General features: G+C 67.7%; 14 protein-coding genes. 8 read left to right on the plus strand and 6 right to left on the minus strand.

The window, feature by feature from the left end; genetic code table 11:
• Positions 1-256: 256 nt before the first annotated feature.
• Together E6J58_06250 and E6J58_06255 are read left to right on the plus strand one after the other, a co-directional pair.
• Positions 257-634: a response regulator gene (locus tag E6J58_06250; GenBank protein ID TMB40126.1), complete on the plus strand. Its 378-nt coding sequence runs from the start codon at positions 257-259 to the stop codon at positions 632-634.
• A 114-nt stretch (positions 635-748) separates the two neighbouring features.
• Positions 749-1,249, plus strand: coding sequence for a hypothetical protein (locus E6J58_06255; protein ID TMB40127.1), 501 nt, complete (start codon positions 749-751; stop codon positions 1,247-1,249).
• Positions 1,250-1,279: 30 nt separating this feature from the next.
• On the opposite strand, the gene E6J58_06260 is transcribed toward E6J58_06255, so the two are convergent.
• The 5 genes from E6J58_06260 to E6J58_06280 all read right to left on the minus strand — a co-directional run bounded on the left by E6J58_06260 (position 1,280) and on the right by E6J58_06280 (position 6,182).
• Entirely contained in the window at positions 1,280-2,824 is a 1,545-nt protein-coding gene (locus E6J58_06260) for a hypothetical protein (protein TMB40128.1), read from the minus strand.
• Positions 2,825-2,835: 11 nt separating this feature from the next.
• Positions 2,836-3,027: a 50S ribosomal protein L28 gene (gene rpmB, locus E6J58_06265; GenBank protein TMB40129.1), complete on the minus strand. Its 192-nt coding sequence runs from the start codon at positions 3,025-3,027 to the stop codon at positions 2,836-2,838.
• Between the two features lie 89 nt (positions 3,028-3,116).
• On the minus strand, positions 3,117-4,517 hold the full coding sequence (locus E6J58_06270) for a hypothetical protein (GenBank protein ID TMB40130.1): 1,401 nt from the start codon (positions 4,515-4,517) through the stop codon (positions 3,117-3,119).
• The gene (locus tag E6J58_06275; protein TMB40131.1) at positions 4,517-5,167 is read right to left on the minus strand and encodes a phosphoribosylglycinamide formyltransferase; all 651 of its coding nucleotides are present in this window, start codon (positions 5,165-5,167) and stop codon (positions 4,517-4,519) included. The genes E6J58_06270 and E6J58_06275 overlap by 1 nt, the downstream gene beginning before the upstream one ends.
• A 1-nt stretch (position 5,168) precedes the next feature.
• Entirely contained in the window at positions 5,169-6,182 is a 1,014-nt protein-coding gene (locus tag E6J58_06280) for a phosphoribosylformylglycinamidine cyclo-ligase (protein ID TMB40132.1), read from the minus strand.
• A 260-nt stretch (positions 6,183-6,442) separates the two neighbouring features.
• Between E6J58_06280 and E6J58_06285 the strand changes: the two genes are divergently transcribed.
• From E6J58_06285 to E6J58_06300, 4 genes are all read left to right on the plus strand, one after another.
• Complete coding sequence (locus E6J58_06285; protein ID TMB40133.1) at positions 6,443-8,983, plus strand: adenylate/guanylate cyclase domain-containing protein; 2,541 nt, start codon at positions 6,443-6,445, stop codon at positions 8,981-8,983.
• A 72-nt stretch (positions 8,984-9,055) separates the two neighbouring features.
• Positions 9,056-9,703, plus strand: a complete 648-nt coding sequence (locus E6J58_06290; protein TMB40134.1) for a Crp/Fnr family transcriptional regulator — start codon at positions 9,056-9,058, stop codon at positions 9,701-9,703.
• Positions 9,704-9,714: 11 nt separating this feature from the next.
• Positions 9,715-10,482, plus strand: coding sequence for a 3',5'-cyclic-nucleotide phosphodiesterase (locus E6J58_06295; GenBank protein ID TMB40135.1), 768 nt, complete (start codon positions 9,715-9,717; stop codon positions 10,480-10,482).
• Positions 10,479-12,224, plus strand: a complete 1,746-nt coding sequence (locus E6J58_06300) for a mechanosensitive ion channel (protein TMB40136.1) — start codon at positions 10,479-10,481, stop codon at positions 12,222-12,224. The genes E6J58_06295 and E6J58_06300 overlap by 4 nt, the downstream gene beginning before the upstream one ends.
• Before the next feature lie 1,719 nt (positions 12,225-13,943).
• Here E6J58_06300 and E6J58_06305 read toward each other — a convergent pair.
• Entirely contained in the window at positions 13,944-14,180 is a 237-nt protein-coding gene (locus E6J58_06305) for a hypothetical protein (protein ID TMB40137.1), read from the minus strand.
• A 241-nt stretch (positions 14,181-14,421) separates the two neighbouring features.
• On the opposite strand from E6J58_06305, the gene E6J58_06310 reads away from it, so the two are divergent.
• Both E6J58_06310 and E6J58_06315 read left to right on the plus strand, forming a co-directional pair.
• Positions 14,422-14,619 (plus strand): hypothetical protein, encoded by a 198-nt coding sequence (locus tag E6J58_06310; GenBank protein ID TMB40138.1) that lies wholly within the window; start codon positions 14,422-14,424, stop codon positions 14,617-14,619.
• Positions 14,620-14,941: 322 nt separating this feature from the next.
• Positions 14,942-15,151: acetyl-CoA carboxylase carboxyl transferase subunit beta (locus tag E6J58_06315; GenBank protein TMB40139.1), on the plus strand; the 210-nt coding region annotated here is incomplete at its 3' end.

Below are 15,151 nucleotides of genomic sequence, written 5' to 3' on the forward strand. Positions count from 1 at the left end.
GCCGCGCTTCCAGGGCGGCGCCGTCCTGCGCGTGCGCGGCCATCTCCTCGACGAGAAAACGCGTCTGCTCGGCGTGGGGCGGCGCCGGCCGCCGATTCGCTTCGCGCGCGATGGCCAGCGCCGCGGCCAGCGCCGCCACCTGCCCCAGGCCGATGGCGTAGATGCGCAGGACGAGTCTGCCGCCGCCGATCACCTGGTCAACATAGTCCGCCAGCGCCGGTGCCCACGAGCGGCAAACAAAGCTAAACATCTCGACATGGCCGCGGGGCGCATCCTGATCGTCGAGGACTTCGCGGACTCCCGGGACATGTACATCGAGTTCCTCGAGGCCCAGGGATTCGAAGTCGTCGGCGCGGAGGACGGCCTCGCCGCGCTCAAGTCGATCGAGAAAGTGCGGCCGGACATCGTGGTCCTGGACGTCGCGCTCCCCAAGCTCGATGGCCTCTCCGTGCTGCGGCGACTGCGCGCGGATCCGCGGTACGCGAAGCTGCCGGTGCTGACGCTCTCGGCGAGCCTCGGCACCGACTACCAGAAGATGGCGATGGCGGCCGGCGCCACCGTGGCGCTGGAGAAGCCGTTACTGCCCGACGAGCTGCTCGAGGCGGTGCGGAAGGCGCTCAAGGACCGGCATTGAAGGCGAGGGTCCAGCACCGCGGGCGTCGCGAAACGTTGTCCATCTGACTCTCGCGCTGGCCCTGTGTCTTGCGCGGTGTGCGCCAGCGGCCCACCTTGCGCGCGGAGGTGGGGTATGTCCGTCGTATGGCCCGCGATCTGCGCGTTGGCAGCGCTCGCGGCCGGAGTGCAGCAGACGCAGGCCGCCGGGGATGCCCCGCAGATGCGGACGAAGTCGCTGCCCGGCTACGGGTACATCCGCTACGAGGTCCTTCCCGGCGACGACCAGGCCGAACCTGGCGAGCTGATCGTCGTCCATGAAGAGCGACGGCAGTCGTCCGCGCAGACGGAAGCAGCCGAGCCGCAGCCCCCCGCTCCGGCAACGACGGTGCGCGAATCCCGGGCCGCCTGCGCCGGACTGCGGGGCAAACTGCTCGCCCGCGTCTTCGAGATGCAGGGTATCCAGATCGAGCCGGAGTTGGCGCAGTGGCTCGAGAAGAACCTCGCGATGGGCACCTCGGACCTCAGGGCGATTCAGATCTACGGCGGACAGCCGCTGCTGCTGACCACGCTGCAGGTGGACAGCGTTGCGCGCGGCCTCGCCGAGGATCTCGCGCGCTGCGAGCAGGCGAAATAGGCGCTGCCGGACTCAGGAAAGGCTTTGGGCCTATGCTTTAGGCTGTACAGGTGCCGGCACCAGCAATGCCCGCAGGCGCTGGCGCGCCCTGCGACCGGCGTCGTCGGCTGCCTGCACGCGCAGGAGCTCGTCGAGCTTCTGCGCAAAGGCGGGCGGGTTCTCCCGCGGCTCGTCGGTCGCGCCGCGCAGCGAGAACGCCTCGCCGCGCAATTGCGACTCGACGAGCGAGCGCAGCGCGACGCTGCCCTTGACCACCGCCGGCCCGAGGCCCGCTTCTTCCGCCTTTCGTCCCAACTCCACCGGCGTGAGCCCAAGCGAGGCGAGCAGCCCGATGGTGGCCTCCGCCTCGTCGAGCAGGGACTCCACGCGCGCGATCTCGAAGCGCGAGGCGAGCGCGTGCGGGCGGCGTTGCCCGGGCTCGTGGAACATCGGGCGCTGGCGCGACAGAGCCTGGACCACGCTCTCCAGCGGCTCGTCGAGCGTGGTCGCGGTCTGTGCCTGCGGAAGGCGGGCCTGCGCGGCGATGCTCCGGGCCCGCGTCTGCAGCCGGTACGCCTCGCCCATCGCCGTCTGGAAGACGGTCCGGATCGGGGTGTCGACGAGGGTTCGCGCTGCGCGTGATGGATCGCCCCCGGAGAGCAACTCGAGGCCCAGCGAAAGCGTTGCCCGGGCATCGCGGAGCTCTTCCCGCACCTCGTCCGCGTCGTCGAGCTCAATGCGGTTGGCGACCAGCGCGGCATTCGCGGCATAGACGACCGACTCTTCCGCCCGATCGAGCTCCTCGCCGCCGAGCAGATCGAGGGCTGCCTCCAACACGGGCTGAGGCGGGACGCTGAGCGCCTGCACGGAAGTCGCTTCCTGCGGCTGCGCCTTGCGCGCCGCGGGCCGCGCATAGAACGACGCCGCCTCCTCCAACTCGGGAACCCCCGCATCCCGCAGTCGCCCGTCTCGCCACCTGCGGGCCGACTCCTCCAATTCGGTGGGCACCTCCCAGCGGATGCTCTCGATCAGCCGGCCGGCGCCAAAAGGGTCGTCCGCGTACAGGTCCTCGATGAGCTGCCGGACCGCCGCGTATTCGCCGGAGCCGGTGAACTCGAGCAGGAAGCGCCGATCCGACGTGTAGTACGCCATGCCCGGGTTGTGCGGCGGCGGCGGCTCCTCCTCGGTGAGATCGTGGACGCGCAGCTCGCGGCGAAGCACCAGCGCCAACAGCTCGATGTCCAGCGACCAGAGCTGCTGGCGGAACTTTCCCGGATCCGCGCCGCCCTCGCGCGCGAGCCGCAGCCACCGCAGCACCTGCGGCGTCCGTGGCCCCTCGTCGGCGCCGCGCCAGGCGGACATGTCGACGAAATGGCGGAACTGCTCGGGGGACGCCATCGACACCAGCTCCGGAGCGTCGTCCGGTCCGATGTCGAGAAGCGTGAAGTACAGCTCTTCGGGAGGTAGAGCCGCGACCAGCTGCTCCGGGTTCGGAGCGTCGAGAATCAAGGCGAGCTTCTGCTTGCCGCGCGCGTTCTGCAAAGCGCGCCGCACGCCGCGGGGATCGAGGACGGCGCTGCCGTTTCCCTCGCTCACACTGGCCGCGATCAGGCCGCCTTGGTGACCTTGCCGGCCTTGAGGCAGCGCGTGCAGACGCGGAGACGCCGGTGCGAGCCGTTCACCAGGGCGCGCACGCGCTGCAGATTCGGCAAGGTCCGCTTCTTCGTCTTGTTGTTGGCGTGGGACACCTGGTTGCCGACCAGGGGACCCTTGCCGCAAAGATCGCACTTGAACGCCATCGCAAAGCCTCACTGCCGTGAAAGGAACGCGGGATTGTGCTCAAAAGTCCGCGCGCGTCAAGCCCCGACGCCGCCTGCGGCGCCGGGCGCTAAGTCGCGCTCACCGTCTTGCGGCCGGAAAGGGCAAGCGCCTGGCCGGCAGCCGCGCGAGCCGCGAGGATTTGCCCTTCGAGGCCGAAGCCGGGATAGGTCGCGGCGGAGGCGAAGACGATGTGCTCGTCCGCCTCGGAAGCGGGTCGCAGGCCCACCGGATCGCCGTTTTCCAGCGGCCGCAGGATGGGGTGCGGCTGCGGAGGGTTCACGTCCGCGCCCTGGTGGACGATATGCCGCTCGAAGAAGGGAAAGATCGGCTCGAGGACGGCGCGGATGCTGCTCACGAGCGCCTGATCGTCGGAGAATCCCGCGTCGGCGACGCGCGCGACGGTGAGGAGCTTCTCGCCGGAGCTCTCGCCGCGCGCACGCCGCGCCGGAAGCGTGGTCAGCAGCAGCGGACCCATCGGGTGACCGAGAACGAGAGCGGCGTCCTCGAGCGCTTGCGGCAGGCCTTCCGGGCGCACCACGTAGTGCGCCAGCGTCACCTTCCGCTCGACGGGAAGCGCCGCTTCCTCGGCCAGCTTCCGTTCCGCCCGCGCCCCGTCCTGCACCATGGCCGCGATCCGCTCCGCGGAGCACGCCAGCACCAGACAGGCCGCGCGCACCTCGCTGCCGCCGAGCTGGAAGACGACGCCCTTCTTCTCGATCCGGAGCTGCTCGGCAGCCACGTCGGGGATGACGTCGCCTCCGGCCGCGCTGCACTTGTTGCGCAGCAGCTCGGCCAGCTGCGCGGCGCCGCCGAAAACCCGCAACGGTGCACGCAGCATCGCGGCCGCCTCGCGCGCGAGCGATTCCGGCGCTACGTCGCCGGGCAGCGAGGTGACGAACGGCGCCAGCGCATGCAGGCATTCTCCGATCAGCCCTTCGGGAAGCTGCGGCGGGGCGGGCACTACCTTGCGCAGCCGGCGGCGCTCGAGAAAGCCGCGCGGGGGCCAGGGCGGCGGCTCGCGGAGGAAATCGTCCCAGCTCCGGCCCAAGGTCTCCAGCGCCTCCAGCGCGGCTTCGGCCTCGGCGGCGCCGACGTCGGACAGCTCGCGGCGCAGCTCGGAGCGGCGCCTCGCCGGATCCTGTGGCAGCGAGAGGCGGAGGCGTTCGGTGAGGATCTGGAACGAGCCCGGACCTCCGCCCTGGCGCTGCAGGTCGGTTCCGAGACCGGCCTCGTCGAGCACGCCGACGGCGCCCGAGAGCTGCCGCAGCGGCGGGAGGATCGATTGCGCGCCGGGGAGCAGCCATCCCTCGCTCTCGCGCGCCGCGGTGACGGGAGCGAGAGGGGCGAGCAGGGTACGCAGGCCGCGCCGCGAGCAGAGCGCGGCAGCCGCGGCTCCCCCGACGTCCGGTCCGAGGATCGCCACGTCGTAGACGCGCTTCGCAACCGGTTTGGCGATCGGCGCGGGCATCAGTCGGAAAGCTCCGGCGAAGCGATGGTGCGATCGGGACGACCCGGCGCACCGGCGATGCGGACGCGGCCGCCCTCGATGCGGACGCGCCCCTGCGCCCAGAGCGCGATGGCGCGCGGGTAGCACCGATGCTCCTGCACCAGGATCCGCGCGGCGAGGGTGTCTTCGGTGTCGCCGTCCAGCACCGGCACCGCCGCCTGGATGACGATGGGACCGGTATCGGTGCCTTCGTCCACGACGTGCACGGTGCACCCGGAGACCCGCACGCCCCCTGCCAGCGCCTGGCGCACGGCATGAAGTCCGGGGAACGCCGGCAGCAGGCTGGGATGGATGTTGAGGATGCGGCGCTCGAAGGCGCCGAGCAAAACCGGCGTGATCAGCCGCATGAAGCCAGCGAGGCAGACGACATCGACCGAGTGCTTCTGCAGGGCAGCCACCACCTGGCGATCGTACTCCTCGCGCGATGCGACTTTTAGGTAAGGCAGCAGCATCGCGGGCACGCCCGCCGCTTCCGCGCGCTGCAGCGCCTTCGCGTCTGCGACGTTGCAGATGACCACGGCCACCTGCGCGGGGATGGCCCGCGAGGCGCACGCGTCGAGGATCGCCTGGAGGTTCGACCCCGATCCGGACGCCAGCACCCCGATGCGCATGTTACGCGACGACCACTTCGGGCTCTCCGAGCCCTTTGACGCTCTCAATCGCGCCGATCTCGAACGCCGGCTGACCCCTGCGCGCGAGAACGTCGATGGCGCGCGCCGCCTCGCTCCTGGAGACCACGGCGCACATGCCGATCCCCATGTTGAACGTGCGCAGCATCTCCGCCTCGGCGACCTTGCCCGCTTTCTGGATGCGCGAGAAGACCTCGGGCACGGGCCACGAGCCGCGCCGCAGCGCCGCTCGGTGTCCGTCGGGCAGGACGCGGGGCAGGTTTCCGGGAAGCCCGCCGCCCGTGATGTGCGCGAAGGCCTTCACCTCGACCGCGTCGCGCAGCGCGAGGCATTCCTTGACGTAAATCCGCGTCGGCTCCAGGAGCTCGCGGGCGAGATCCGGAGCGATGTTGCCGTCGAACACCTTGCGGGCCAGGGAGAAGCCGTTCGAGTGCAGGCCCGAAGAGGCCATCCCGACCACGACGTCAGAGGCCTTCACCCGCGAACCATCCAGGATCCGGCTCTTCTCCACCACGCCGACGCAGAAGCCCGCGAGGTCGTATTCGCCGCGCGCATAGAAACCAGGCAGCTCGGCGGTCTCGCCACCGATCAGCGCGCACCCGGCCCGCAGGCATCCTTCCGCGATGCCTTTGATCACCTGCTCCGCTTCCGCCACGTCGAGGAGGCTGGTGGCGAAGTAGTCGAGGAAGACGACGGGCTCGGCGCCGCAGACCACCACGTCGTTCACGCTCATCGCGACCAGGTCGATGCCGACGGTGTCGTGCTTGCCGGCCAGGAACGCGAGCTTCAGCTTGGTTCCCACGCCGTCGGTTCCGACCACGAGCACGGGTTCGCGGTACCCTTGGGGAACCTCGAAGAGCCCTCCGAAGCCGCCGATGCCCGCCAGGACCTCGGGCCGGGCCGTGCGCCGGGCGAGCGGCTTGATCCGCTCCACCAGGGCGTCGCCCCGCTCGATGTCGACGCCGGAGTCGCGGTACGTGAGGCCTTTGTCCGTCATCGGGCGCGCACCTTAGACAGCTTCGGCCCCGGGGTCTACACGAGTTTTCGCAGCGCGATGCGCACCGATCCGGGGCGCCGGACGTGGAGCAGGTTCCGATGCTGCCGTCGAAATCGATCTCCACCGCGTATCGATGACCAAGTCGAACGGGACCTCGATCATGGAAGGAAATGTAACCGCGCGGGCAACCCATCGAGGCGTCGCTCCCCGGCTGCAGAAGCTTCAAGGCTTCCGCCCGGACGCTGGTGTACCCTGCGCTCATGCGGCGCCTCCTCGACTGGCTGACGCGAATCAGTGCGTTCCGCATCGGCCTGTGCACGGGGCTCGCATTCGCGGCACTCCACCTGCTGCAGATCGCCGGTCGCGCCGACGTTCCGGTGCTCACGCGCATGGAGGGCGCCCTCACCGACCTGCGCTTCCTGCAGCGCGTGAGCCTCTTCGGCAGCTCGCATTCGGGGCAGGTGGTGATCGCCGCCGTCGACGAAGCGGCCATCGCGCGTTTCGGCCGGTTTCCCTGGGACCGGCGGGTGCTCGCCTCGCTCGTCGACAAGCTCGATGCGGTGGGGGTCAAGGCCATCGGCCTCGACATGAGCCTCTCGGACGAGGACCTCGGCGGCCAGTTCGCTGGAGCCAAGCGGTATCGGAGGCGGTTCGAGGACATCTCGCTGGCGGCGCCGCAGAACCGCGCCGCGATCGAGCGCTTCGACGAGACCGAGTCCGAGATCGCCGGCGCGGCTTCCGCGCTGCAGCTCTTGAACCGCAAGGTGAAGCCCGATGCGGAGCCCATCTACCAGACCGCCAAAGGGCGCCTCGCGGATGGCGCGCAGAAGCTGGCGGCCTCGCGCGAGACGTTCGACACGTTGGTCAAGCAGCACGAGGCGTACGGCGCCGAGCTGGACCACGACCTGGGCGGGCAGGATCCCGACACGGTGATGGGAGAGGCGGTGGGGCGCGCCGCCGGCAAGGTGGTGCTGGGAGTCGTGTTGCTCACCGAGCCGGAGCTCCGCGATCTTCATCCGCAGGACGGGGAGGAGCAGGCCCGCAGGCTGTCGGCGATGCAGATCCACCAGCCGGAATGGCGCGAGCGCCCCGACAGCCAGATCTCGACGCCGCTCAAGCTGACCTGGGCGAAGCAGTACGCCGGCCTGCGGTCTCCGCTCACGCAGATCCTGAAGTCGGCGAAGTGGATCGGCTCCTTCAACAGCCTTCCCGACTTCGACGGCGTGATCCGGCGGACCGCGCTGACCATGCGGGTCGCAGATCGGTACTACCCATCGCTGGATACGTCGCTCGCGGCCATCGCGCTGGGACTCGAGCCGCAGGACGTCATTCCCGTCACGCAGACGCCGGAGGAGGGCGCGCTGCTCGACTTCGTCGACTTCGGCGGCAAGCTCCGCGTCCCGGTCGATGGCCGCGGCCTGATGACGATCAATTACCTGGGCAAGGATCGCACGTTCGAGAACTACTCCATCGCCGACATCATGGACGGCAAGAAGGACGCCGACCTCCGCAACAAGATCGTCCTGGTCGGGGCCACCGCGCAGGGGACGTTCGATCAGCGGGTGACGCCCCTGAACAAGATCACCTCCGGCGTCGAGACGCACGCGAACGTGGTCGAGAACCTCCTCTCCGGGAGGTTCTTGCGCCGCGGGCTCGGCGTCGATCTCGTCGAAGTGGGGCTGGCGCTGGTGCTCGCGCTCGCCTTCGCGTTCCTGTTCGCGCGGGTGAAGGTGAAGTCCGTGCTTCCCGTGCTGGCGCTGTCGGCCGCGGCGGTCTGGGCCTGCGTCAGCGTAGCGTTCTGGGCCGGCTACGAGGTGTTCGCCGCGCTGCCGCTGGCGGAGCTGGGGACCATGTTCATGCTGGTCACCGTCTACCGGTACGCGACGGAGGAGAAGGACAAGCGCCAGCTCCGCAAGGCGTTCCAGCTCTACCTGAACCCCGAGGTGATGGAGGAGATGCTCGAGCAGCCGCAGAACCTCCAGCTCGGGGGCAGGGAGGCGCACCTGACGGTTCTGTTCTCGGACATTCGCGGGTTCACCGCCATCGCGGAGAAGCTGCGGCCCAAGGAGCTGGTACAGCTGCTCAACGAATACCTCTCGCCGATGACGGACATCGTCTTCCGGAAGCGGGGGACGCTCGACAAGTACATCGGCGACGCGGTGATGGCTTTCTTCGGCGCGCCCGTGCACATGGAGATGCACGCCGCAAACGGCTGCGATGCAGCGCTCGAGATGATCGAGGCGCTGCAGCGGCTGCGACAGAAGTGGCGCATCGAGAGCCCCTCGTTTCCCGAGGTCGACGTCGGAATCGGGATCAATTCCGGGCCGATGGTGGTCGGGAACATGGGATCTTCGCAGCGGTTCAACTACACGGTGATGGGCGACAACGTGAACCTGGCCAGCCGGCTCGAGGGGCTGAACAAGGAGTACGGAACGCAAATCGTCGTGACCGAGCGGACGCTCAGCGCGGCGCGCGCAGCGTTGAAGGACGACCTCGCGTACACGGTGCGCGAGCTCGATTGGGTGCAGGTGCAGGGAAAGGACGAGCCGGTCCGCATCTTCGAGCTGCGCGGGCGCGGTGCGCCGTCCACGGAAGAGCTGCCGCTCCTGAACGGATACGCGCAGGGGCTGTCGCTGTATCGTGTCGGCAACTTTGCCGAAGCGCGGCTGCAGTTCGATTCGCTGCTCGAGCGATTCGGCCGGGACGGCCCTTCGGCGCTGATGCGCTCGCGCTGCGATCGCATGCTCGCGCAGCCCCCCAAAAAGAGCTGGGACGGGGTCTTCCGGATGGAGCACAAGTAGGCAAGAACAGTGTGATTGGCGTCACGTGTAGCTAAATTGACCGGTACTCGATTCCGCTGGTAGGACTTCTTCATGGCCGGAGAGGACGCTCTCTTCCAGCGATTCGGGAAGGAGTTCAGGCGCGGGGACGTCCTTTTCCGGGAAGGAGAACCCGGCAAGGAGATGTACGTCATCCAGGCCGGCAAGGTGAACATCACCAAGACCGTTCGCGAAACCGAGAAGATTCTCGCGACCTTGGGCGCTGGAGAGTTCTTCGGCGAGATGAGCATCCTGAACCACAAGCCGCGCTCCGCCGGCGCCGTGGTGGCGGAGGACGCGAAGCTCCTGGTGATCGACCCGAAAACGTTCGAGGCGATGATCCGCGGCAATGTCGAAATTGCCGTCCGCCTGATCAAGAAGCTTTCCGACCGCCTGCAGGAAGCGGACGAGCAGATCGAAAATCTCCTCTTTCGCGACCCGAGCAGCCGCGTCGTGCACTACCTTTGGCAGGCGGCGCTGAAGCGGGGAAAGGACACACCGCAGGGCAGGCTGCTCAGCGTGAACCTGAACGAGCTGCACGTGCGCATGGGCGTGAACGCGCCGGAGGTGCAGGAGGCGGTCAACAAGACCGCCAAGGCAAAGATCATTTCGCTGGTGCCGGAGGGAGTGCTGGTTCCCGATACCGGCAAGATGAAGAAATACCTGGAGTTTCTCGAGATGAAAGAGCGGTTCGGGGACTGAGGGGAATCGGGATGAACATCAAAGTCCTCGGCTGCCACGGCGGCGAGCTCCCCCGGCACCGGACCACGTGCTTTCTCATCGACGGAAAGCTGGCCATCGACGCGGGCGCCATCACCGCCGCGCTCGAGCTGGAGGACATCGTCAGGATCGACGACATCTTCCTCACTCATTCGCATTTCGATCACGTGAAGGACGTTCCGCTGATGACCGACCTGCTGGTCGGCAAGCGGGAGAAGCCGGTGATCGTGCACGGGCCCGCCGAGACGATGGAAGCGATGGACAAGGACGTCTTCAACAATCGCGTCTGGCCCGATTTCCGCACCATTCCGACGCGCGAGAAGCCCGTCATCGCCTTCGACACCATTCCCGTCTACGAGCCCGTGGCCTGCCAGGGGCTGCGGATCCGAGCGGTGCCCGTGCACCATCCGGTGTACTCGGTCGGCTACATCATCGAAGGGCGAAACGGCGCCATCGCCTTCTCCGGGGACACCGGGCCCACTGAAGAGCTGTGGAAGGCGATCAATGCCACGCCCAACGTCAAGGCCGTGTTCGTGGAGCTGAGCTTTCCCAGCAGCATGCAATGGCTGGCGGACGCGAGCGGCCATCTGACGCCCAGGACGATGATGGGCGAGCTGTCCAAGCTCGATCGGCGCGGAGCGAAGATCTACCTCTATCACCTGAAGCCAGCGGTGATCGACGAAGTGAAGGCGGAGATCCGCGCGCTGCGCAAGGACTTCCTGCACGTCTGCGAGCTGGACGAGGTTTACGGCATCCAGTGAGAGCGCTGATCGTCCTCTGCCTCGCGCTGTCCTTCGGCGCCCGCGCGGAGCCGGACGGGAAGACCGCGGCCCAGCAACAGCAGCAGACCAATGCCGCCGCCGCGGCCGCCGCCGGCGCGGGCGCGGTCATCGTCGCGGCGCAGGCGGAGGCGGGCGAGGATCCCTTCGCGTTCCCCGCGCCGACGCCGCGCGCGAGGCAATGGCTCGGATACGCCTCGCCCTGGACGCTGCTGTTTCTGGCGGCCCTGCTGATCACGCTGGCCGCGCTGATCCAGAAAGTCGATCCGCGGCGGCGCAAGCGCATCCGCCGCGCGTCGATCCTCTACATGCTCTACCTCACCACCTTCGTCTTCGCCGCGGTGCTCGGGCTGGTGCACGCGGACGGGTGGGCGCGGCGGGTATGGTTCCTCGCCGACCTGTTCGAAGTGCTGGTGATCATCGACTTCGTCGCCATCCTGCTCTTCGACCTGGTGCTCCTGGCGCTGCGCATCGAGGTGGCGAACATCGTCCACGACCTCGCGCTCGGCGCCGCGTACATGCTGGCGTTCATCGGCATCCTCCACCGCAGCGGCGTTCACTTACAAGGGATCATCGCCACTTCCGCCGTGGTCACGGTGGTGCTCGGCCTCTCCTTGCAGGCCACGCTGGGCAACGTGCTGGGCGGCATCGCGCTGCAGCTCGACGACTCGATCCACATCGGCGACTGGGTGCAGCTCTCCTCGGGACAGCAGGGCCGGATCAGCGCCATCCGCTGGCGGCACACGGTGGTGGAGACGCGCAACTGGGACACGATCATCGTCCCCAACTCGGTGCTGCTGGGCGAGAACATCACCATCCTCGGCCAGCGGCAGGACCAGCCGGTGCAGCACCGGATGTGGGTCTACTTCAACGTCGACTTCCGCTACTCGCCCGAGGAAGTGATCCATACCGTCGAGGACGCGCTCCAGGGCACCCCGATCGCCAACGTGGCCCCATTCCCGCCGCCGAACTGCCTCTGCTACGACTTCGCCCGCCAGGGCGCGGACAGCTTCGCGTACTACGCGGTCAGGTACTGGCTGACGGATCTGGCGGCGGACGACCCGACGTCGTCGGCGGTGCGGGTGCGCGTCTACGTCGCCCTGAAGCGCGCGGGGATTCCGCTGGCGGTTCCCGGACAGGCGCTGTGGGTCTCGATGGACGATCCGGAGCACCGCGAGCGCAAGGTGCAGCGCGAGCTGCAGCACCGGGTGAGCGCGCTGGAGCAGATCGAGATGTTCAACGGGCTCTCGTCCGACGACCGGCAGCGCCTCGCGGAAGGAATGCGCCCGGCGCCGTTCGGGCGGGGGGAGATCATCACCCGGCAGGACTCGGCGGCACACTGGCTGTACGTGCTGGCGCGCGGCGAGTGCGAGGTGCGCGTCCGCGGCGAGGGCGCGGCGGAGAAGCTGGTGGCGCGGATCTGCGCGCCCAACGTCTTCGGCGAGATGGGAGTGATGACCGGCGAGCGCCGTACAGCGTCGGTAGTCGCGGCGACCGAGGTGGAGGTGTACCGGATCGACAAGGACATCTTCAAATCGGTGCTGCGCAACCGTCCGGAGATGGCGACCGTGATCTCCCAGGTGATGGCGAAGCGCCGGGTCGAGCTCGAGTCGGTGCGGGAGGGGCTGGACGCGGAAGCGCGCAAGCGGCGGGTGAAGGAGGAGCGCACCGAGATTCTGTCGTCGATCCAGACTTTCTTCGGGCTGGACGACGACAAGGTGTAGGCGGCATCCGTCGCGCGTGGCTCCGGTCCTCAAGGGCGGCAGTCGTTGTGATCCACAGGGCGGCAAACGCGTACGCTCGCGTTGCAGTTGAAGTCGCCTCCGCTGTACAGCCCGAGGAGCCGGCAAAACCGGGCATCGGCCGGACACTGCGCATCCATCGTGCAGCGCGCGTAGCATTCGCCGCTTCCGACCTCGACACAGCTTCCACCTCCGTCGGGCAACGCTGCATCACATCGCTGATCCCGGTAGATGAATGGGTCGGTCGAGCAGGGTTGCTGAGCGGCGCCGCATCCGGCAACGAGAATCGTGGACAGCGCGACGACCGTTCGCATTGGCCGGTCTTACATCGACCCGCCATGGGCGGAAAGTGCCTCGCCAAGTCACTCCCCCATTTGAAAGGGCACAACCCCCGGCCCGGCCCGTTCCTGTGACGGCGCGCGGTCAGGTCGTCCGGCGTGTCAGATCCTCTCGCTACGCTCACGCCATGCGCACTGCTCAGCAGGAACTTCCGTTCGTACCTGGGGTGGAGCGCGGCCTGGAGCCGGCCGGAAGCCGCTCTCGTCGCGGGCGAACGTGCCGCACCGCCCGAGGGCGGGATTCCCGCAAGGGCAGCATCGACCAGCGCGAGATCAGACCCACGCCACTGTAAACCGGCCTGTTCGGACAGATCCCGAGGCATTTACGGGGACATACAGTCCGGCGGCGCCACGGCCCCCCCGGGGAATCGGTACTGCCTGAAATGGGTCAGATCGACAGGTCGATGAACGACGGCGCAGGAAACCGCGCTCTCCTGCCGCCGATTCCCTGCGCCCTGCCGCCGCTGCTCCTGGCCCTTTCCCTGGTCCTGCTCGATGGCTTGGGTCGCCTGCGCCTGGATCGACCGCCTGCGCAGGCTGCGGCCTTGCGCAAAGGTCCAGGCTTCCGCAACCCCGGCTGCTCACAGGGATCAGCGTGGGGAAATTCGCACGAGGGTTTCCCCCACCAGTCACGGTCGAGCCGGTGACGAAATCCGCACACTGCGTTGTGTCACATCGGACAAACCCACTGCGGACCTGCATCGAGTACATGCAGGTCGTCGCACTTGCACGGCTGACCGTGCCTGTCCGGATAGTACGGACTGCAGTACGGCAACTCCGCCATGCAGCCAAGCGGGTACGTCGTGGGATTGGCCCCGGCGTCGGCTCCGAGAGCGGGATCGCCGACGCACCCGTCTGCGGTCGGATCGATGCTGTTACACGAGTACTTGGTTTGCGCGGGCGCGTCGCATCGGTTGCAAGCACCGGCCAACGCAAGGGTCAGAGCCGTCAAGCTTCTTCGAAGCGCGGGAAACTTGCATGAACTGCGTCGCATCCGAGGCGCCAGTTCACCCAACACTGGTCGGCTCGCCTTCGCACCCGAGTGCCCCAGGTCGATGAACTCCCTCGGTGCCGTCCACCCACGCAGCAGCAGCAAGACGGAGCGAGTGCAGTTGCGCCGCGCCATCCTGATCGGCGGTCGGTGTTCTGACGTAGAGAGCATGTGGCATCTGGTTGCTTCTACGCAGGCTGCTTGAGCAGCTTTTGGAACGCGCGATCAAGCCGTTCTCGCAACTGGTGGGCGCGTTCTTCGATATGACGAGCCTCAAAGGAGGCCATCTCAACCTCGCGGATCATCTCCGAGTGGAGCGAGCGCAGCCATCTTCTTCTTCGTTCAGCACCTGGGCACCCCTGCGGAGCTTTTTCACTTGCGCCATGTTTTCACCTCCGATCCGAGCTTGCAGCGGCGCAGCTCTCGACGCTTCCGTAGCCACGCACTCGCATCGCTGCTGCCGCGAGAGCAGATCGCCTGGCCGCGCACCCAGGACCGACATCCCACTACCTTCCAGCAGCGCGTGTGCGCCTGCGGTTTGCCGACAGGCTTGCCGGTGCTGTCGAGTGCCAGGAAGTAGATGAGCGTCGCCGCGACGATCCCCATCATGTGCGCCTCCTGCCTGCCTTGATCGTCTTGCGCAATCTTTCGAACGGGACACCGTAGCGCTCGACCGTGCGCGCAAGCTGCGCGATCCCTCTGCCTGCGATGTACCAGCGCACTGCCCGCGTCAGCACTCGCGGATCGGTCCGACGATGCTTCTTCCTCTTCGCCTTCTCCATGGCCGCTCCTCCGTTTGTTCGCCAGCCCTTACTGCGCTGCGTCCCTGACCGAGCAGGTAGAAGCATTCGTGGATCGCGACCTTGCGCACTTGGGCCGGAGAGGATTCACCGGAAAACTCACGTTCAAAGACGATGCTCTCGATCGGATCGCCTGCAAGTACATCTGCGTGCTGACCGGGGAGTACCACGCCGAGGAAACTCTCGAGGCCACGATCCAGTTCCCGTGGAAGGAGATCTTCAACGTCCCTCTTCGGAAGCCCGGTTGAGTCGGTTCCCTCGGGTCGGTCGCCAGCCGCGACGAATCTGGATCGCTAGCCTCACCGACCTGAACGCCTTTCCGGTACCACGCGATCGCCCCTCGACGATCCGCGAGTCCCCGACCGGGGCACAGGCCGGAGGTGCCAGCTGCGCGGCCGGGGTGGATGTCCGCCCTTTCAAGTTGCACGGCGTCCGCGCTGCGACACGCGTCCAACTTGATTGGGCGGACATCGGATTTGACGCAAAGCCCCACTCCCGCCACGAAGGCGCCACCGGGGCACGACGCTGCGTGCTGGCAACCCCTCCATCCCTCTGCTAGAACGCGCGCCGATGGCCTGGTACCACCGCGTTCCCGCACCCAAGCTGCCGCCCGAACAGCGCAAGTCGCGCATGGAAGGGCTCTGGATCAAATGCGACGGATGCGGCGAGATCATCTACAAGCTCGACGTCGAGAAGAACCTCGAAGTCTGCCCCAAGTGCGACGAGCACTTCCCGTTCCCGGTGCGGAAGCGGCTCGAGCTCGTGCTCGATGCCGGCAGC

The organism is Deltaproteobacteria bacterium (assembly GCA_005879535.1).
Classification (GTDB): domain Bacteria; phylum Myxococcota; class Myxococcia; order Myxococcales; family 40CM-4-68-19; genus 40CM-4-68-19.